The sequence below is a fragment of the Lipingzhangella rawalii genome (assembly GCF_031628175.1).
Taxonomy (GTDB): domain Bacteria; phylum Actinomycetota; class Actinomycetes; order Streptosporangiales; family Streptosporangiaceae; genus Lipingzhangella_A; species Lipingzhangella_A rawalii.
In genome coordinates, this window is sequence record NZ_JAVLVT010000008.1 from 61,276 (window position 1) to 80,840 (window position 19,565).

At 68.7% G+C, this 19,565-nt stretch carries 16 protein-coding genes and 1 pseudogene; 9 read left to right on the forward strand and 8 right to left on the reverse strand.

Annotated features, from left to right (window positions below; all coding sequences use genetic code 11):
- The first annotated feature begins 42 nt into the window (after positions 1-42).
- Complete coding sequence (locus tag RIF23_RS15880) at positions 43-714, forward strand: GntR family transcriptional regulator (RefSeq protein WP_310913339.1); 672 nt, start codon at positions 43-45, stop codon at positions 712-714.
- Between the two features lie 261 nt (positions 715-975).
- Here RIF23_RS15880 and RIF23_RS15885 read toward each other — a convergent pair whose 3' ends face one another.
- Positions 976-2,448: an NAD-dependent succinate-semialdehyde dehydrogenase gene (locus tag RIF23_RS15885; protein WP_310913340.1), complete on the reverse strand. Its 1,473-nt coding sequence runs from the start codon at positions 2,446-2,448 to the stop codon at positions 976-978.
- Between the two features lie 202 nt (positions 2,449-2,650).
- On the opposite strand from RIF23_RS15885, the gene RIF23_RS15890 reads away from it, so the two are divergent.
- The 6 genes from RIF23_RS15890 to RIF23_RS15915 all read left to right on the forward strand — a co-directional run bounded on the left by RIF23_RS15890 (position 2,651) and on the right by RIF23_RS15915 (position 9,557).
- On the forward strand, positions 2,651-3,913 hold the full coding sequence (locus RIF23_RS15890; protein WP_310913341.1) for an aspartate aminotransferase family protein: 1,263 nt from the start codon (positions 2,651-2,653) through the stop codon (positions 3,911-3,913).
- A gap of 496 nt (positions 3,914-4,409) precedes the next feature.
- Complete coding sequence (locus RIF23_RS15895) at positions 4,410-4,739, forward strand: WhiB family transcriptional regulator (RefSeq protein WP_310913342.1); 330 nt, start codon at positions 4,410-4,412, stop codon at positions 4,737-4,739.
- Between the two features lie 208 nt (positions 4,740-4,947).
- Positions 4,948-5,772, forward strand: a complete 825-nt coding sequence (locus RIF23_RS15900; RefSeq protein WP_310913343.1) for a M24 family metallopeptidase — start codon at positions 4,948-4,950, stop codon at positions 5,770-5,772.
- Complete coding sequence (locus tag RIF23_RS15905) at positions 5,769-7,496, forward strand: SDR family oxidoreductase (RefSeq protein ID WP_310913344.1); 1,728 nt, start codon at positions 5,769-5,771, stop codon at positions 7,494-7,496. Before RIF23_RS15900 ends, RIF23_RS15905 begins: the two co-directional genes overlap by 4 nt.
- A 218-nt stretch (positions 7,497-7,714) precedes the next feature.
- Positions 7,715-8,800 carry a PDR/VanB family oxidoreductase gene (locus tag RIF23_RS15910; RefSeq protein WP_310913345.1) on the forward strand — a complete coding sequence of 362 codons (1,086 nt, stop codon included), beginning with the start codon at positions 7,715-7,717 and terminating at the stop codon, positions 8,798-8,800.
- Between the two features lie 139 nt (positions 8,801-8,939).
- Positions 8,940-9,557 carry a TetR/AcrR family transcriptional regulator gene (locus tag RIF23_RS15915; protein ID WP_310913346.1) on the forward strand — a complete coding sequence of 206 codons (618 nt, stop codon included), beginning with the start codon at positions 8,940-8,942 and terminating at the stop codon, positions 9,555-9,557.
- A gap of 605 nt (positions 9,558-10,162) precedes the next feature.
- Here the strand turns inward: RIF23_RS15915 and RIF23_RS15920 are convergent.
- The gene (locus RIF23_RS15920) at positions 10,163-11,941 is read right to left on the reverse strand and encodes a PrsW family glutamic-type intramembrane protease (RefSeq protein WP_310913347.1); all 1,779 of its coding nucleotides are present in this window, start codon (positions 11,939-11,941) and stop codon (positions 10,163-10,165) included.
- Between the two features lie 652 nt (positions 11,942-12,593).
- Here RIF23_RS15920 and RIF23_RS20850 point away from each other — a divergent pair.
- A pseudogene (locus RIF23_RS20850) lies at positions 12,594-12,953 on the forward strand (IS701 family transposase); the annotation flags it as partial.
- A 10-nt stretch (positions 12,954-12,963) separates the two neighbouring features.
- On the opposite strand, the gene RIF23_RS15930 reads toward RIF23_RS20850, so the two are convergent.
- The 4 genes from RIF23_RS15930 to RIF23_RS15945 all read right to left on the reverse strand — a co-directional run bounded on the left by RIF23_RS15930 (position 12,964) and on the right by RIF23_RS15945 (position 17,205).
- Positions 12,964-14,148: an NAD(P)/FAD-dependent oxidoreductase gene (locus RIF23_RS15930; protein ID WP_310913348.1), complete on the reverse strand. Its 1,185-nt coding sequence runs from the start codon at positions 14,146-14,148 to the stop codon at positions 12,964-12,966.
- A 136-nt stretch (positions 14,149-14,284) separates the two neighbouring features.
- Positions 14,285-15,253, reverse strand: a complete 969-nt coding sequence (locus RIF23_RS15935) for an RNA polymerase sigma-70 factor (RefSeq protein ID WP_310913349.1) — start codon at positions 15,251-15,253, stop codon at positions 14,285-14,287.
- Between the two features lie 123 nt (positions 15,254-15,376).
- Positions 15,377-16,618, reverse strand: coding sequence for an FAD-dependent monooxygenase (locus tag RIF23_RS15940; protein WP_310913350.1), 1,242 nt, complete (start codon positions 16,616-16,618; stop codon positions 15,377-15,379).
- Positions 16,615-17,205, reverse strand: coding sequence for a TetR/AcrR family transcriptional regulator (locus RIF23_RS15945; RefSeq protein ID WP_310913351.1), 591 nt, complete (start codon positions 17,203-17,205; stop codon positions 16,615-16,617). The genes RIF23_RS15940 and RIF23_RS15945 overlap by 4 nt, the downstream gene beginning before the upstream one ends.
- 41 nt (positions 17,206-17,246) lie before the next feature.
- On the opposite strand from RIF23_RS15945, the gene RIF23_RS15950 reads away from it, so the two are divergent.
- Complete coding sequence (locus RIF23_RS15950; RefSeq protein WP_310913352.1) at positions 17,247-17,822, forward strand: phenylalanine--tRNA ligase beta subunit-related protein; 576 nt, start codon at positions 17,247-17,249, stop codon at positions 17,820-17,822.
- A 158-nt stretch (positions 17,823-17,980) separates the two neighbouring features.
- Here the strand turns inward: RIF23_RS15950 and RIF23_RS15955 are convergent, their stop codons facing one another.
- Both RIF23_RS15955 and RIF23_RS15960 read right to left on the reverse strand, forming a co-directional pair.
- Complete coding sequence (locus tag RIF23_RS15955; protein ID WP_310913353.1) at positions 17,981-18,817, reverse strand: phosphotransferase; 837 nt, start codon at positions 18,815-18,817, stop codon at positions 17,981-17,983.
- A complete protein-coding gene (locus RIF23_RS15960) occupies positions 18,814-19,554 on the reverse strand; it encodes an AAA family ATPase (protein ID WP_310913354.1) in 741 nt (246 codons plus the stop codon). Before RIF23_RS15960 ends, RIF23_RS15955 begins: the two co-directional genes overlap by 4 nt.
- Positions 19,555-19,565 lie beyond the last annotated feature (11 nt).

Below are 19,565 nucleotides of genomic sequence, written 5' to 3' on the forward strand. Positions count from 1 at the left end.
CCCGGTACGCGACAACGCACAAGGCACGAGGACGACACGATCATGAACACGCAAGGAGACCTGAAGCCGGTGCCCCGGAAGTCGACCGCAGCACTGATCGCGGACCAGCTGCGCTCCGCCATCATGTACGGTTCGCTGGCCCCGGGTGACCAACTCGGGGAGAGTGAGCTCGCCAACCAGCTCGGCGTGAGCCGCGGCCCGCTCCGCGAGGCAATGCAGCGCCTGGTCCAGGAGGGACTACTGCGCAGCGAGCGCCACCGCGGCCTGTTCGTCATTGACCTCGAACCCGAGGACGTTCGCGACATCTACACGGCCCGCCTGGCGGTGGAACGCACCGCCTGCCAACTGGTGATGCGGGGAAACCGGGGAGAGGCCCTGGTGCGGCTGACCCGCGCGTTGAACCAGCTGATCGAGGCCGCGAAGACCGGGGACCGGGAGGCCATGAGTGAGGCGGACCAGACCTTCCACCGCACCCTGGTCAGTGCCTCCGGCAATTCCCGGCTGGAACGCATGCTCCAGACCCTGCTGGTGGAGACCCGCATGGTGCTCACCGTGATGCAGAAGGTCTACCCGGAGCCCGGTGAGTTGGTCGAGGAACACCAGAAGCTCGTCGACGCCATCTCCGAGGGTGACGAGCCGCGGCTCCTCCAGCTGATCGAGGAGCACATGCTGGAGACGGTGCGCCGCATCAACGGTCCCCAGGCACCCAACTGATCCGCCCCTGCGGGCACCACCGCCGGCAGTGGCCCGCGCCGGCGGTCGGCGCCCGGGGCTTCCACCACCGGGGTCGTGGCCGGCACCCTCCTGCGGCCCGAGCCGTCCACCGCGGTCGGCTGGGCGCTGCTCGCCGGCTGGACCGGGGCGTGGGCCGGGCACCCAGTGTCGCCGCCTCCTGCCGTGCGAGCAGGGTCGGCCGCGCGGCGAATCCATCCCGGGGCTGCGCCGGCTGGCCGGCCCCGGGATGGCCGCGGAGCGTCAGCTGACGCCGCCGATGGCGACGTACTTGAGCTCCAGGAACTCCTCGATACCGACCTGGCCGCCCTCACGTCCCAGACCGGACTGCTTGACCCCGCCGAACGGTGCGGCCGGGTTGGACACGATGCCCTGGTTGAGGCCGACCATCCCGGACTCCAGGCGCTCCGACACCCGCAGTGCCCGGCTGATGTCCTGGGTGAACACGTAACTCACCAGGCCGTACTCGGTGTCGTTGGCAGCGTTGAGGGCTTCCTCCTCCGTGGTGAACGGGGTGATCGGTGCCACGGGACCGAAGATCTCCGTGCTGGCCATCTCGCTGCTCTGCGGGACGTCGGTGAGTACGGTCGGCTGGTAGAAGTAGCCGGGTCCGCTGCCGGACTCCCCACCGGTGAGTACCCGCGCGCCGCGACGGGTCGCATCGGAGACCAGCCCGGCCACCTTCTCCTGGGCCTTGGCGTCGATGAGCGGCCCGACCTGCACCCCGTCCTCGGTGCCGGGGCCGACCCGCAGCGCGGCCATCCGCTCGCTGAGGCGGCGCGCGAACTCCTCGGCCACCCCCGACTGCACGTACATCCGGTTGGCGGCCGTGCACGCCTCCCCGATATTGCGCATCTTGGCCTGCATGGCTCCCTCGACGGCCGCGTCAAGGTCGGCGTCGTCGAACACCAGGAAGGGGGCGTTGCCGCCGAGCTCCATCGAGGTCCGCAGCACCTGGGGTGCGCTGAGCTCCAGCAGTTTGCGTCCGACGCCGGTGGAGCCGGTGAACGACAGTTTCCGGATCCGGCCGTCGGCCAGGAGGGGTTCGGAGATGGCACCGGGGTCGCTGCCGGGAAGCACGCTCAGCACACCCTCGGGAAGCCCGGCCTCGCGCAGGATATCGGCCAGTGCCAGGGCACACAGCGGGGTCTGCTGGGCGGGCTTGAGCACCATGGTGCATCCGGCCGCGATCGCGGGGCCGATCTTGCGGGTGCCCATCGCCATCGGGAAGTTCCACGGGGTGATCAGCAGGGACGGCCCCACGGGCTGGCGCATCAGCAGGAACCGGGACTGGCCGTTGGGGGCTGTGGCGTAGTCCCCGTCGATGCGCACGGCCTCCTCGGCGAACCAGCGGAAGAACTCGGCGGCGTAGGCGATCTCGCCGGCGGATTCCGCCACGGGCTTGCCCATCTCCAGGGTCATGAGCAGCGCAAGCTCGTCCTTGCGCTGCACGAGGAGCTCGTAGCCGCGGCGCAGGATCTCGCCGCGTTCCCGGGGAGCCATGCGGGCCCACTCCGGCTGGGTGGCGTGTGCCGTCTCGAGCGCGGCGATGGCGTCGTCCCGGCCCGCATCCGCGACCTCGCACAGGACGGAACCGGTGGCGGGGTCCTCGACCTTGAAGGTCGCTCCGGAGGCGGCGTCGCGCCACTGGCCACCGACGAAGAGTTGCTTGGGTACCTGTTGGACGACGTGCGCCGCGCGGTTGTCAGCGGTCAAGTCGTGCTCCCTTCTGGATCGTGCTTCGGTCTGGGTCGGGCTGGACGCGGACCGGAGCATGATCCCGTTCTCGTCCCGTGGGTGGGTGTGGTGCCGGGGTGCCGGATCGGGGGTGGGGCACACCTGAATCTGGACACGACCCTCCCCAGGATGATTGCATTACCGGGCAGATTGTCAACAATCCTACGAAAGAGGTCCGAGTATGGCTGGCCAGTCAGCCGAACTCTCCCCGCTCCTGAAACAGGCGACCCCCGTCCTGGCCGCGCGTGGTTCGGGCGTGTACGTCTATGACGAGGACGATCGTCGGTTTTTGGACTTCACGGCCGGAATCGGCGTCACCAGTACCGGTCACTGTCACCCCAAGGTTGTCGAGGCGGCCCAGGAGCAGGTCGCCACACTCATACACGGCCAGTACACCACGGTCATGCATCGCCCGTTGCTCCGGCTCACCGAACGGCTCGGGGACGTGCTTCCCCAGGGTGTGGACCGACTGTTCTACGTGAACTCCGGCAGTGAGGCGGTGGAGGCGGCACTGCGGCTGGCGCGCCAGGCCACCGGCCGGCAGAACGCCATCGTGTTCCAGGGATCCTTCCACGGCCGCACCATGGGTGCGGCGTCCCTGACCACCTCCGGGGTCAAGATCCGTGCGGGCATCGGGCCGCTGGTTCCTGGGGTGGCCGTGTCCCCGTTCCCCTATGCCTACCGGCTGGGGATGAGCGAGGACGAGGCTGTCGACTACGCGCTACGGGAGCTGGACTACCTGCTGGCCACGGTGAGTTCGCCGCGGGACACCGCTGCGATCTTCGTCGAGCCGGTGCTCGGCGAGGGCGGATATGTTCCGGCACCACCGGCGTTCCTACGCGGACTGTGGGAACGTGCCGACGAACACGGGATCCTGCTGGTCCTCGACGAGGTGCAGACGGGTTTCGGTCGGACCGGCACGTTCTGGGGTCACGACCACGCGGGGGTCCGTCCGGACGTCGTGATCACAGCCAAGGGTCTGGCGAGTGGTTTCCCCCTGTCCGCGATCGCGGCCCCGGCCGAACTGATGGAGCGCGGCTGGCCCGGATCGCAGGGCGGCACCTACGGGGGCAACGCCGTGGCCTGCGCGGCTGCCCTGGCCACCCTGGACGTGATTGAGGAGGAGGGGCTGGTCGACAACGCTGCCGAGCAGGGGGAGCGGCTGCGTAAGGGATTGCAGCAGGTTGCCGACCGCAGCCCGGCGATCGGGGACGTGCGGGGGCTGGGCCTGATGCTGGGCAGCGAGTTCACCACACCCGACGGGGCCCCGGACGCCGAGACGGCCAACCGTGCGCACCGGGCCGCCGCAGACGCCGGGCTGTTGCTGCTGACCTGCGGTCCGTACGGCAACGTGGTACGGATGATTCCGCCGCTGGTGGTCTCGGCCGACCAGGTGGATGCCGCTGTCGAGATCTGGGGCGACGTGATCGACGGCCTGGACTAGTCACCGTGGACTAGCCCGGACCACACTGTGGGCTGGAGATGCGTGCCCCCGCATCACCAGCCCGCACCACTACCGTTCGTATTCATCGTGCTGAAGTGCTGACCTGCACGGACGGTGCGGGCGATCGTTGATCTGGGCATACGCATCCCGATATTCATCCCATGATGGGATGTAAATTCTTCCGGTTTGTCACTAAGCGGATTCCATATCGGCGGGGTCGCAATGGCCCACTCGAACTATCCCAGAAATGGGCCTATTGGGGTCTGTTGGGCACGTCCCAGAATCCGTAATTTCATCCGTAACCGGTTGCGGGAAAGATCGCGCGTCGATCCCTCCACCCCTCATGAGGCTCATCCGGACACAGCGGGCAGCGGCCGAGCCCGTGCGTCCACTGGATCTCTCCCGGGCCGGGAACGCCGACGTCCGCGCCCGTCGGCAGCGCTCCGAGCGAGTGACACGTTTCGAAAAACACATGATGATCTGGGAGTGGGGCAGCATGTGGAATGAGGACCTTGCGGTCCATGCAAAGTGCCGGGAGATCGACCCCGACGCCCTGTTCGTTCAGGGGGCCGCTCAGAACAGGGCCAAACTGATCTGCCGGGGCTGCCCGGTCCGCACCGAGTGCCTTGCCGAGGCCCTCGATGCGCGAATCGAGTTCGGTGTGTGGGGGGGTATGACCGAGCGTGAACGCCGCGCCCTGCTTCGTCGGCGACCGGACGTCAAGTCCTGGTGGAAGCTGTTGACGCAGGCCCGGGAGCGCTACGCGGAGCAGGCCGAGCAGCCCTCGTCCGCGCAGAACAACGCCCAGGCGTCCGCCAGCGTGTGATCCAGTCACCACGCCGGACAGGATGTGCAGAGGTCCCAGACATCCTGTCCGGCTTTGTCGTGTGTCGGGCCGGGGAGAGGCGGGCGTATGGCCGTCCTCCAGGTCCCGCCCCTCCTGGGTCCGGCATCCGGGTTCCCCCCGCACCTCCGACGATGTGCAGCGGAAGATCCCTATGGACGACTAATGACATCGTGTATAACATGACGCCATGTCTCACAGTGCTGTGGCTCAGGACACAGAACACGCCGGCTTCGTCGAGATGCAGCGGCTCGCCTACGCGGGTGCACAGGCGGTCGCCGCCACCCTCGAACCCGGGGTGACCGAACGCCAGGCCGCGCGGCGACTCCGCGACTGGCTCCACGACCACGGGGTCCAGGACTGGTTCCACACCCCCTTCGCCTGGTTCGGTGACCGCACCGCCTTCCGCAACTTCCGAACCCCACTCCAGTTCTTTCCCTCGAACCGGCGTCTCGAGGACGGCATGCCCTTCATCCTCGACTGCGCCCCCGTCCGGGACACCTACGTCGCCGACATCGGCTACGCCGGCCGCATCGGCGACAACCCGGTCCACGACCAACTCATGACCGACCTCGCCGAATACCGCACCCTCATCCTCGAGCAGGTGCGCCAACGGCGCCCCCTACGCGAGATCTACGTGGAGGTGGACGCTCTCATCACCCGGCAGGGCTACGACAACCGGCACCAGGTCTACCCCGGCCGGGTCATCGCCCACCAGGTCGCGCGCGTACACTCCCGCCTACCGCAGGCCATCGTCGCCGGCTTCGGTGTTCGGGCCCTCCAGACCCTCCTGGGAGACCTGCTGGTGGAACGGCTGCACCACCGCTCCCCACTGTGGGCCGACGGAAAGATCTCCCAGCACGCCCCCACCCCCGGCCTCTGGGCGGTGGAGCCACACATCGCCTTCCGTGGCGTCGGCGTCAAATTCGAAGAGATGCTCGTGGTCACCGAGGACGACGCCTACTGGCTGGACGACGCGGTACCCCACGTGCAGCGCTGGAGAGGAACCACATGAGCGCACCACAGCGAGTCCACACCGCCGACGGGCTACGCCTGGCCGTGTACAGCCACGGCACCCCCACCGCCCCCACCGTGCTCTGCGTGCACGGCTACCCCGACAACTCCGCCGTGTGGGACCACGTACTTCCCCATCTGCGCGAGAACTACCACGTCGTCACCTACGACGTGCGCGGCGCCGGCCGATCCCCCGCCCCCAAGGACCGCTCCGGCTATCGGCTGGATCGGCTCGCCGACGACCTCGCGCGTGTCGCCGCCGCCGTCAGCCCACACCAGCCGGTGCACCTACTGGCCCACGACTGGGGAGCCATCCAGGCCTGGCACGCCATCACCGACGACACCCACGCACCCCACTTCGCCTCCCTCACCTCCATCTCCGGTCCCTGCCTGGACCACGCGGCACACTGGATGCGCTCCGGGGCGCTCCGGGGCGCCCGCCAGGCGGTCCGCTCCAGCTACATCGGCTTCTTCCAAACCCCGATGCTTCCCGAGCTGAGCTGGCTCAGCGGCGCCGGCGGGCTCGTCCTCGCCGGACTCGACCGCATCACCGAACCACGGCGACACCGCCGCCGAACCCACCGCGAGCTACGCGACCACCTCAACGGCCTCAACCTGTATCGGGAAAACATGGGCCAGCGCATGGCCCGCCCCGGACAACGACACACCGACCACCCGGTGCAGGTGCTCGCCCCCACCCGCGAGATCTTCATGACCGAAGGCACCCAGGCCTCCGCCGCACACTGGGCCCCGAACTTCCGGTTCCACCGGGTCGACGGCGCCCACTGGCTGCCCCGCAGCCGTCCCGACGTGGTGGCCCGCCGCGTCGACGAACTCATCCGCGAGGTGACCACCGCAACCCCCACCACCGCGTCGAGCCCGGCCCGCTCCCCACGACGCACCGCCGGCCCCTTCGCCGGACAGCTCGCCGTCGTCACCGGCGCCGGAAGCGGCATCGGCCGCGCCACCGCCTTCGAACTCGCCGAACGGGGCGCCCGCGTGGTCGCCGTGGACCGGGACCGCGAGGCGGCGCTGCGCACCGCCGAGCTGGCCACACTGCTCGGCCCCTCCGCCGGTGCCTGTCAGGTCGACGTTGCCGACGGCCAGGCCATGGAACAGCTGGCCAACCAGGTCCGCGACGAGTACGGAACCCCCGATATCGTCATCAACAACGCGGGCATCGGCGTCGCCGGCGCATTCCTGGACACCACCACCACCGACTGGCAGCGGGTGCTCGACGTCAACCTGTGGGGTGTCATCCACGGCTGCCGCGCTTTCGCCCCGCTGCTCGTGGCGGGGGGTGGTGGCCGCATCGTCAACACCGCATCGGCCGCCGCGTTCCTGCCTTCCCGCGCCTACCCCGCCTACGCCACCACCAAGGCCGCAGTCCTCATGCTCAGCCGCTGCCTGCGCGCGGAACTCGCCGACCACGGTGTGCGCGTCACCGCCGTGTGTCCCGGGCTGATCAACACAGGCATCATCGCCAACACCCACTTCACCGCCGCCCACGGCGACCGTTCCACGGCGGTGCGGGAACGCCTCACCCGCCTGTACCAGCGGCGCGGCTACTCCCCGGAACGCGCGGCCCGCCGCATTGTCAACGCCATCGACCGCGGCCCCGAACTGCTTCCGGTCACGGGCGAGGCCCACGCCGGGCTCCTGCTCTCCCGCCTCGCCCCTGGGGTTCTGCGCGCCGGCGCCCGCCTGTCCCCACCCGTGTCCTGAGCCCGTGTCCTGAGTTCGTGACCGTTTCCCGTGTCTCCTGGAGGACCGATGACTACCCCCGGCACCCCCGCCGTGGACGATCCCGCGCCCGCCGAACCGCAGCACCTCGCCCTCCACTAGCTCCCCCATCGGCCTTTCCCCGCCCCCATTGTTTGGGGGTCAACCCCCAGATGCCAGAGCCGCCGCACCCCAACCCCCACAGGGCGCAAGGAGCACAGGTGAAACACAGCGCGGAGTACTACGCCAACCCGGCGTTCCCCCGAACCCGGCCCGGGTCCCGCGCGCCCGACCGGCTGTGGCGAGTGCTGGACCGGATCGCCCCGCACGTGGAGCTGTGGACGGGGCGGCTGCCCGGGGGCCAACGAGGCGCAGCGGGCTCGGACGGGGACATTGACGTGGTCGTGCACGAGGTGCACCATCCCGCCACCGATGTGGCGGCCCTGACCCTGGTAGCCGCCGACGGGGGCCGGCTACCGCAGTGGAGTCCCGGCTGCCACGTGGATGTGCTGCTTCCCTCCGGGCAGCGACGCCAGTACTCGCTGTGTGGGGATCCGGAAGACCGGTTCCGGTACCGCATCGCGGTGCGCCGGATCCCGGACGGCACCGCCTCCACCGAGGTGCACACCCTGCCGCCCGGGGCGCGGCTGCGGCTACACGGTCCCCGCAACGCCTTCCCGTTCGCGCGGTTCGACCGCTACGTGTTCCTCGCCGGCGGGATCGGCATCACCCCGCTGCTGCCGATGGCCCGGGCCGCGGCCCGCTTGGGCGCCCCGTTCCGCTTCGTCTACACGGGGCGCCACCGGGACAGCATGCCGTTTCGTGCGGAGCTGCCCACGAGCGGGTCCGGATCGGTGGAGATTCGCCCGGACGACGAGTTCGGTCCCCCACAGCCCGGTCAGCTACTGGGGACGCTGCGCCCCGGGACAGCCGTGTACTGCTGCGGTCCACCACCGCTGGTGGACGCCGTGCGGGACACGGTGCCGACCGATTCGGGAGTGGCACTGTTCTCGGAACGGTTCTCACCCCCGCCGGTGGTGGACGGGGCAGCGTTCGAGGTGGAACTGCGCCGCACCGGGCGGGTACTGACGGTGCCGGCGGAGAGGACGGTGCTGGACGTGGTGCGCGACGTGCGGCCAGACGTGGCATTCTCCTGCCGACAGGGGTTCTGCGGCACCTGCCGGGTGCCGCTGCTCTCCGGCACGGCCGAGCACCGTGACCAGCCCACGGGCGGAGCATCGCGGCGTGCCGAGTTCGCCGTGTGCGTCTCGCGCTCCACCGGGCAGCGGCTGGTCCTGGACCTGTGAACCGCCGGATACGGTGGCAGGGACGACGTTGCGGGAGCAGCGGGCGCTCTCGGCACCAACGAACGGGGTAGCGGAAGACACTATGAACGGTCCTGCCCCCACCCACAGGGCGACGGCCCGCGGGCGACGGCCACGGCGGATGTCGCCGCAACAGCGGCGCGCCGACCTGATCCGCACCGCACTGGACGTGTTCTCCCGCACCTCCCCGGACCAGGTGACGATGGAGGACATCGCGACCACCGCGGACGTGTCCCGCGCCCTGATCTACCGGTACTTCCCGAACATGGCGGAGCTGCGTGCGGCCGCGGTGAACGTCGCGATGCGGGAACTGGCCCAGCGCCTGGTCCCGGACGCGAACCTACCGCTGCTGGAGCAGCTCCGCGCCGCGTTGGGGGAGTTCATCGCCTTCGCCGAGGAGTACGCCCCGGCCTACATCTCCCTGCTACGCGGCGGCTCGATCGTGGCCACCGAGCAGACCGAAGCCGAGATTGACCAGGTGCGGGCCCAGGTGCGGCGGCTCCTGCTGGAACGCAGCGGAGTAGACGAGCCCTCGGCCCGCCTGGATCTGGCGCTGCGCTGCTGGACCGCCGTGGTCGAGTCCGCCGTGCTGATGTGGCTGGAGGAACGCAGCATGTCCCGCGCGGAACTACAGAGCTGGCTGCTGGACCAGCTGCTGGCCATGGCCGGTGCGAGCGGCGCCGGGGATGCGGAGACCCGCACCCTGGTTCGCGGCATCGTCCCCGACTCCCACGAATAGCCACGAACCGGCCCGTTCCGAGGCTGTCCCACACTCCCGCTGGACCTGCCCGGCGGATCCTCCCACCGCCCCGACACGACGTCCCACGGGTTGTGGCGTGGGGCGTAGTCGGGGGATCACTCTCCGCCCGGACCTCCACATTCCTCGCCGGCCGCCATACCGAGGGGCGACCCCACTCCCGCAGCCACCCCCGCACCCCCGTTGGCCGGGGGCTCCACGCCTAGGTCAGGGGAACGAACACTCCTCCCGGTTCGCCCGAATCACCTGGTTCGCGCCACACCGACCAGTTCACATCCTCTGGGATCACCTCAGTGCATCCTTTGCATAGACCGAGGGGGATTATATGGAACTTCGCGGAGCAGCTATTATTCTGTGAATAAATGCATGCAAATAAATATATTATGCATCCTCAAGTTCGTTCCATGTGTCTGGAAGTCCATGTTTTGACAAAAAAATTCCAAGTCCTGTTCCTGTCTCTCTTGATATTGGTTCGTCGGTGCGCCATAGCGCCTCACATTCTATGCATATCCATAGAAGTTCCTGTGTCACTCGAAATTTCTGCAAAATAACTGATCCATGGCCACATTCTGGGCAGTATCGACGATTCACGGAATTCTCCTTATGGGATAAGCAGTAACGATAGTTCGCATGTCATTCTTGGTTGATATGAGAACATTTGTTTCTCCTCTGGTTCCAATTTGAGTCCCCATGTCGATAACGAAGTTATGATTCCCCCTTCTCTGTCCCAGGTAGCGGCCGTGGGTGTTTCGCATGCTCCAGGCTTGGTCGACTATTTGCAGTGCTCTGGTTCTGTCTCCTCCCACATTAAATACAGTGTGGTTGGGCTTACTGGGGTTGGGTCGTGTATGGTCCAATATATGGTCGATCCGATGTCCTTCCCTTGCGCCTGGACCGAATATCAATCCGCTCGGACTCCGATACCGGTTCCCGGGAAGAGTCTGGAATCCCTGAGGGAGGACCACACGAGCACCCGGTGGGAAGAATCGACCCAGGGCCACGATCGTGGCGGCGTAGGCGAGGTCGGCGGGGGTTCCGGTGCGGATGGCGTTGGCAAGATCACGTCCGCTGGCTGCGATTCCCGCGCCTAGGGAAGCCCATCCCAGTGCACCCCAGGCTCCAACCCCAGGAATCAGTAGGAGACCGGCCGCAGCACCACCGATGATGAGGGTTTGTTCGAGGGGGTCCAGACCGTGCCACCAGTCGGCCAAGGCTTCCAGCCGCGGCGCGAGGAATGCCTGTGACCCAGCGTCGACCAGGATGGCCGGCAGGAGGAAGGTCGCTGCGAACAGCACCACCAGTAGCGCGGCGGTGATCCCGTGCAGAAAGGAACCGGTCGCCCACATTCGGCCTCGTGGCGGGTCATCTCGCCGTGGCCGGCCGGCCGCACGATGGATGCCATAGGCCAATTCCCGCCGACGGCGTACGAACATCATGGAACGCGGATGGTACGGCGGGGCGCGGAACAATGTCCGTGTCTGGAACCGAAGATCGCTGACAATGTTGGAGACGACAGCCAGTGACACCGTCCTCGGAGGCTCGCCAACATGCGGAATTGGCGGGAGCTGGCTGTGGTAGTGAACCACGACCCGGTAGTCCAGATAGACGCCAAGCAAGACCAGGACGAGCAGGGCAGGACGCGCGGCCATCCCAGAGCCGGTAAGTTCGTGGATCAACCCCAGCTCAGGTGGGAGGAGGGTTCCGAGGCTGACGTGGTCGTTCCACGCCATGTGGTCGAGCGTCACCCAAGCCAGCACCAGCATTGGCAGGGGAGCGAACAGGACGGGCCGGTAACGCACCATCAGCGCGATGCCACCGGCCACCAGGCCGGTCCATACTGCGTGCCCAGAAGACTCTACGACGTGGTCCCCGGCCCAGCCAGGAAACAGCGTGAACAGCGAGTAGTTGTGGGCCGCAGCCTCTGAGAGGTCCGTAAAGGCCTCCCAGAACCCAAGGGGGAGAACTCCCTGCTCCACCGTGCCGCGCACCGCGTTTTCCGCGACCCCGAACCCGGCACCGCAGGCCGCTCCCAGCAGGGTGTGGTCCACCACCCCGAACCGTCGGGCGCGATTGCGGGCGAAGATCAACAACGCCAGCAGCGGGACGAGCTTCAGGGGTTCTTCGGTCGGCCCCGCGATGAAGACACTCGACTCAACGTCGCGGGACTGCCAGCCCAGCCACGCCATGAGTACCCACTGGACCGCGAAGATGACCGGTGCCCACAGCGTGCCAACGACCACCATGGCCAAGTAGCCGCGCAGCGGAACGCTGCGCGAACGCCCGAGTAGGGCGAGTTGGAACGCCAGGGTGAACACACCTAGCCAGATCGGGATCGCGCCCCTGGTGTCGGGTACCAGGACCAGCATCAGCACCAAGATCCCGATGCTGAGCCAGGTGATCAGGTAGTACAGCTGGCTGAGGAACCGGCTAGTACAGGGAAACAGCCTCGTCAGGCGTGCCAGGAATCGCGCCAGGCGTTCCGCAACATCCGGTGGTGGTCCGCGGTGCCCGCGCGGTTGCGGGCCGCTCGACGGCAGGGCCGGTAGTGGAGGTTGGCCGCCGGGCGGTGCGGGGTGCCCCTGCCCGGGTGGGGTGCCGCCCGAATGCCAGCCGCCGTGGCTGTGTGGGGGTTGCCAGGCTGGTGGACCGTGCGGTGCGTCACGGCCATGTCTGGGAGGCCATGCCACCGGAAGATCATCCTGTTCGGAACAGAAATAGAGCATCGGGGGAATGTGGCGATTACCGTAACAAGGGCGCGAGAACGATCATGTCTGGGATTGGGTTATCGAAAATCCGACATGGCTTCCCGTTGGCCTGTGATCTCGCTGTGGAATCCCGGGGCGGAAATGATTATCTTTGTGTGTCCTCAGTGGATTCTGATCGCTCTCGCCGGGGATCCATGATCATCTGGTGTTCATGATCGCTAGCAGCTGTAGATCGTGATGATGCTGGACGGAGCGGGTGCGCGCATGACGGCCACCGTCGATCATGGCGATTGTGCTGATCAACAATGGGACCGTGGCCGCGGGCCACAGCATCGACGTTGCCCGCTGGCGCGGTGGCTTCGATGACCTGATGGGACGAATCGCGGGCCGCTTCGCCCGCGTGGAGCCCCGGCGGCGAGCCGGGCGGCTGGTCCAGGGCCTGTTGGCGGACCCGCCCCGCAAGAACTGCGGGACGATCGCGGAATGGGCCGGAGCGGACACACCACACCCCATGCAGCACCCGTTGAGCAGGGGCTCGTGGAACGCCGATGGCGTACGCGAGGACGTGCAGCGCCAGTACACCGGCACGGTGCATCCCGGACCGAAGCACCACCCGGCATCGGGGGTGCCCCGGTCAGTGCGGAGCACCCCCGCGGCCCCGCGGCCTCGGGGCCGCGTCGGCCTCAGCGGTTGGCGGACTCGGTCCGCAGCGCAGCGATCTGTGCGGGACGGCGGCGAACCGGCCGGTAGGGGCCGGGGTGGCGTACGGGCCACGCCGCGCCACGAGAGATGAACTCCTTGACCCGCGCCGCCTTCCGGCCGGTGAGGACGCGTCCGGTCACAGTGTCGTCGGCCCGCACGAGCTGGACGAGCCCGTCGTTGCGACCCAGGCTGACGCACTGGCCGAAGAACCGGAACCAGAACGTTCCGGGCCGACGTCCGGTCAGCCGGGCGGCGATCACATCCGCGGCCTTCCCTGCCATCGGGCTCCCGGCCGCGCAACACATCCGTAGTTCGGCCCCGCCCGGGCCCGCCACCGCGGCCGCGTCCCCAACCGCGTACACCTCCGGGTGCGACCGGGACCGCATGGTGGCGTCCACCTGGATGCGTCCCGTGGGTGTCACGGCCAACCCGGCCTCCCGCGCGATCTCCGGCGGCCGGAAGCCCGCGGCCCACACCGTCGTGTCTGCCGGGATCTCCGTGCCATCGGGGGTGATCAGGGTCTCCGGATTTACCGTGCTGACACTCGTCTCGTCGCGCACCTCCACGTCGAGGCGATCCAGGACACGCCGCAGGTGCCGCTGCGCCGGTGTCGAGAGCCACCCGCCGACCCGGCCGGCGTCCAGGAGCATCACCCGGTGCTCCGGGTAGCTCTCGGCGAGCTCGGTCGCGGTCTCGATCCCGGTCAGCCCCCCACCGACTACCGCCACGGCCTGGGCCTCCCGCTCGGCGAGACGCTGGCGCAGTGCGGCGGCGTCTGCGGCGCCCGACACTGACCAGGTGTGCTCGGCGGCCCCGGGTACCGAACCGGTGTCGGTGACGCTGCCCAGGGCGTAGACCAGGGTGTCGTAGCCAAGCGTGCGTCCGGCGCCGTCTGCCGCCAGCTCTACCTCGCGGTGTTCCACGTCCAGGCGGACCACCCGATCGACAACCAGCTGCACGCAGGTGCCGTGCAGGAGTTCCACCAGCGGGCGGCGCGGCAGCTGCTGGTTGGCAGCCACCTGATGCAACCGGATCCGTTCCACGAAGTCCGGATCGGCGTTCACCAGGGTCACGTCCACGGTTTCGGCCCGGAGCTGGGCGGCGATTCGCTTTGCCGCGATCAGGCCGGCGTACCCGGCTCCCAGGACCACGATGCGATGACGCATGAGCAGCCACCTTCCGTTGTCAGTGGCGCCCCCGGTAGGCCGGGCGACGCCGTCTGGTGCGTCACCCCCTGAACCGAGCGCGGCGGCGGTTCCTGACAGTACGGGATGGTGATCTGAGTCACAGAGAAGGGGTGGGTTAGGCCTCGACTCGCCACAGCGGCATCGGTGCCGCCACCTGCTTCCACTGTCGGTCCACGAATGCCAGTTTCTCCGGGTTGGCGGTGGTATGCATGGTGGTGACGATTCCGTCGTGGACCTCGAGAGTGCTCACTGCGATCACCGATCCGTCCAAGGTGATGAGCAGCGCGGGTCGGGCGTTGGCCTCCGTGGCGTGGGCTTCCAGCGTGCCGTGGCCGATGTGCGCGGCGACCTGCGGCGGGAGCCGATCGACGAGGCCGCGCAGGAGCCGGGCCACCTTGCTCGCCCCCACGACGGGCCGGCGGGCCGCGGCGACCCGGCCGCCACCGTCCGCCCACGAGGTCACCTCCGCGGCCAGCAGCGCCTCAAGCTGAGAGGGATCCTCGCCGCTGGCGGCGGCGAAGAACCGTTCCACGATGCGCTGGTGTTCCGGTTCGGCAGCGGAAAAGCGGCGAGGTCCGTTCTCGGTGACCCGCTGGCGCGCGCGCCGATACAGCTGCTGGGCGTTAGCCTCGCTGACCCCGATGGTCTCCGCGACGGCGCGGTGGCTGTAGGCGAAGGCCTCCCGCAGCACGAACGCGGCGCGCTCCGGCGGAGTGAGCTGTTCCAGCAGCATCAGCAGCGCCATGGACACCGACTCGCGTTGTTCCACGGTCTCCAGGGGCCCCAGCGCCGGATCCGGGGTGAGCACTGGTTCCGGCAGCCACGGACCGACGTAGGCCTCCCGGCGCGCGCGGGCCGAGCCCAGCCGGTTCAGGCACTGCCGGGTGAGGACTGTGGCGAGCCAGGCCTCGGGGACCTCGATCCCGTCCCGGTCGGCCGCCGCCCAGCGCAGGTAGGTGTCCTGGACCGCGTCCTCGGCCTCCGCTGCCGAGCCGAGCATCCGGTAGGCGAGTGCGAACAACCGTGGCCGCTGCCGCTCGAACTCCGCGGCAGCCGACTCGGCTTCGGGGGACGGTGGGGCCACGGGCCCAGGCTAGCCAGCGCCGCGGCTCGCGCACAGGGGCTGCCGCGGATTCCCGCGAAGTCTGGGGCAGAGTCGCTGGGGCTCGGCAGCGTCCGGGAGTGTGCCCGGGCCGCGTTGGCGCGGCTAATGCCCCCGCGGCGTCGGGGTTTCGGCGGGGACGAGGTCCCGGACTACGCGGCTGGGCTTGCCGGTGAGGCTCGTGGCGATCAGGCGTCCCACCCCGGGCAGCGTGGCGATGTTGAGGAACAGCCGGCGCAGCCACAGCCGTACCGGGTCTGCGGGCAGGAACCACGAGGTGCCCGTGCGGGCGGCACGCTGGCGCTCGGTGACCACGGGCCGCCACCTCTGCTCGTAGCGGTGCAGTGCCTCGGGCACGGACGCGGACCGCGCGAGCTCCTCGGCAAGCACGAAGGCGCCGCCGACCGCCAAAGACGCACCCTGCCCCGCCAGCAACGACACCGCCTGGCAGGCGTCCCCCAGCAGCACGGTCCGACCCTGGCTCCAGCGGTCCATCTCGATTTGGGCGACCTGGTCGTAGTAGACCTCGTCGCCCGGCGGGCACAGCTCCAGCACGTCGGGAACCACCCAGTCCAGCCCGGCGCATGCGCTACGCACGGCCTGGCGGGCGTCGCCTGGCAGGGTCGCATCCGCAGTGCGGTGGACGGTGAACGCCGCCACGCGGTCGTCGTCCAGCGCGTAGAGGCCCAGCTGCGCACCGAGACTGTCGGTCATCAGGAAGCGCCCGGCCGTGGCGGCGTGGATCCGGGCGTCGCGGAACTGGAACGCGGAGGTGTGGAAGCCAAGGAAGCGGAGATAGTCCCGCTCGGAGCCGAAGACGAGACCGCGCACTGTGGAGTGGATACCGTCGGCGCCGGCGAGCAGTTCGGCGTCCAGAGTCTCGCCACTGGTCAGCTCGACGCGGACGGTGTCGGCGTCCGCGCCGTCGGCGACCCGCACCGGGGCGGTGCCGAAGCGCATCTCCACGCGTTCGGGTAGCGCCTCGCGCAGGGCACGTTCGAGGTCCGGGCGCATGAGCGAGACGAGGCCGCTGTCGAGGGATCGGGCGAACTGCTCGAAAGCGATGGCCGCGCGCCTGCGTCCGCGTTCGTCCACGAGTACCGCTTCCTGCACGTCGTGCCCCAGCTCCCGGATCCGGGGCAGGAGGCCCATGGCCGCCGCGGCGTCGTGCCCCGGACCGAAGAAGTCGATCATGTAGCCCTGGGGTCGGGGGCCGGGAGCACGTTCCACAACGGTGACGTGCCAGCCGTGGGTGTCCAGGCGGTTGGCGAGGGTGAGTCCGGCGATTCCGGCGCCGACGACGATGGCCCGGGGCGCCTGCTTCGACTGGGGCGTGGTGTCGCTCATTCGGGCTCCTCGGTGGGTTGTGCGAGGTGACTGGTGACGAGGCGGCGCAGGACGGACGCGGCAGCTGGCGCGGTCAGCTGCGGATTGGTGGCCCGGTGGAGCATCATGCCGTCGATGGCGGCGGCGAGAACCCCGGCGGTCGCGGCGGGTTCGGCCACACCGTGGGCTTCCAGCCAGCCTGTGAGGGTGTCGCGGAACCGCCCCAGGATCTCGGCGATGCTGCGGTGAAGTTCCGCGTCGCGGGTCGCGGCGAGTACGGCTTCCAGAAAGAGCTGGCTGGTGGGGTCGTCCCCCGGGTAGGTGTCCAGTTCCGCCAGCAGCCCGTCGATGCCCGCCGTGAGCGTGGTTCGGGTGTCCAGGTGGGCGCTGAGGTCGTGGGCGACGGCACTGATGACCCCGATCGCGGCCTCCCGTAGCAGGGCCGACACCGAGGCGTAGTGGTAGTGCACCAGCCCCGGCGTGACCCCGGCCCGGTCGGCCAGTGCCCGGGTACTCACCGCGGACCAGCCGCGTTCGGCGATCAGCTCGACCGCGGCCCCACATAGCCGTTGCCGCACCTGGCGTCCCTGTTCCGTCGCCGTTTCCACCTGGAACCCCCACCCTTGACCTAGACGATCGCCTTGGGCAATTGACCAATCACGAGTATGGCACATCCCAGCGATCCGTGGCGGCGCGCGGCCGGCTGCGTAGCGGCACCGAGGCACAGCTGCCGGAGACCCAGGCGTGGCGCCGGGCCGTCACCCGGCTGGGCGTACGGCCCACCCAGTACCGATGCGCGGCGGAGTCGCTGTTGCGGCGGTTGCGCCGAGGCGGTGCACGACCCCGGGTGCATCCGGTGGTGGACCTGTGCAACGACGCCTCGGTGTACTTCGCGATCCCCGTGGCGGGGCTCGACACTGCCCGCGTCACCACGGGAATCGAGGTGGGCTACGCGGCGGGCACCGAACACTCTGTGCCCCTCGGTGGTGAGACGGAGCATCCCGAGCCCGGCGAGGTGAGTTTCCTGGACGCAGCCGGCCGGGTGCACGCCCGTCTCTGGACCAACCGACAGAGCGGCCATTTGGTGGTGCGTCCGGACACGCGCGAGGTGCTGACCGCCGCCGAGGCCCTGCACGGCTTCGCCCGCGACCGTGACCACGAAGACCGATACCGGACTGTGACTTTCAGCTCGTGCGTGCCGCTTCTTCAGCAGCTCTGCGTATGATCGTCGCAGGTGGGGGCACATGTTGCGTTCCTGCGGCTCTGTCTGTACATGCCCTTGCGTGTGCAGTGCACACGCACTGCGTGTGGTTTGCGTACGCAGCGGTCTTGCGCTACTTCGATTGCTCCCCCTATGTGCCCGGATTGCGGTCGCGACGCTGGTTAGCGGCGATTGATGAGCGATGCCGCGTGCCGATGGAGGGGGATCGCCAGGTCGTCGTGGTCGCCGCGTTCGATGCGCAGCAAGAGCCGGGTGATGGCGTAGAGCTGTGCCCGGATGCCGTCGGGGGTGTCGAGCTGTTCGGCGAACGCCTCACGGACCCGTGCGGCTGTTTCCGGAACCAACAAGCTGTGGCAGTACAGGGTGGCGGCGTCGAGTCCGGCAGGAGCGGTTCCCCAGCTTTCCCAGTCCAGGATGCCTAGGTGCGGGCCGATCAGGTTGTTCCAGTGCAGGTCGCCGTGGGCGGTGGTCCATTCGCTCACGGTCGGGTCGATGGCGTCGCCGAAGAAGACCGACAGTCGGCGGGTGATGGTGGCCTGGTCAACGGCCACGCGGCTTGTGGGGGTTGAGGCAAGGTGATTGAGTGCCTGGTGAAGGTCGTCCCACCATGTGGGGGGGAGGTCCAGGTCGTTGCGGAGTTCGTTGGTGGGCGAGCAGACGTCTCCGCAGAGCAGGGTCATGACTTCGGCGCGCAACCGGTTGGGGGTGTCGTCCCATTCGTAGACGTCGAGGACGGCGGGTTTGGGCACTCCGGTGATGGCGGTGGCGTCGGCGTTGCCGGTCCAGTAGTTGCCGCTGGCCCAGCGGAAGTTTTCCGAGGTGACACGCAGCCAGCGCTCGCCGTGCGGGCTGGTGGCCCGTGCTCCGATGGTGCGGTCGTGCCATCCGAACAGCGGCGGGTCGCACAGGGTGAGGTGGAAGTGTTCGGCGGCGTGGCTGAGTGCCTCGTGCAGATAGGCACGGTGGCGCTGGTTGGCGAGGGCTTGTGCGGTGCTCATGGGTCGATGAGGTGCCGGAGGTACTTGTCCGGGTTGGCCAGGTAGCGCCGCCAGTGGTCGACCAGCTCCAGGCGGTCCCAGGTGGTGTGCCGGGCGCCGTGCCCGCCCACTTCGATGATGTCGGCGCCGGGGGTGGCGGCAAGGATCGGGCTGTGGGTGGCGCAGATGATCTGCGATCCGTTCTCGCCCAGCTCGTGCATGAGGTTGACCAGACGCAGGCACGACATGAACGACAGGGCGGCTTCCGGTTCGTCCATGAGGTAGAGGCCGGGTCGGTCGAACATGGCGTTCAGGATGATCAGGAAGCCTTCCCCGTGGCTGTGCTCGGTGAGGTTCTCCTCCCAGTAGCCGTGCATTCCGGAGACGACTTCGGCGAAGCCGAACGTGGTTTCCGCCCGCAGGAAGTAGCCCTGCTTGTGGCGGCGCCCGGCCCGCATCTGCCGGGCGCCGTCTACGGTCAGGTCCAGGCGAAGAGCCTCGCCCAAGGGGGTCTTGGGGCGGTCGTTGGCGTACTTGCGTCCGGCGCGTCCCCCGCGTGCGTCCAGCCCGTAGGCTTCGGCGATGGCCTCCACGATGGTGGACTTGCCCGAACCGTTCTCACCGACCAGGAACGTGACCGGACGGCGTAGCTCTAGACCATCGGTCAGGATGTCGTGGACGGCGGGCACCGTATAGGGCCACTGGTCACGGTCTAGGGACAGCAGTCCGTCCGGGATGTCGACGCCTTGGACAAGCACGCTGCTCCTCT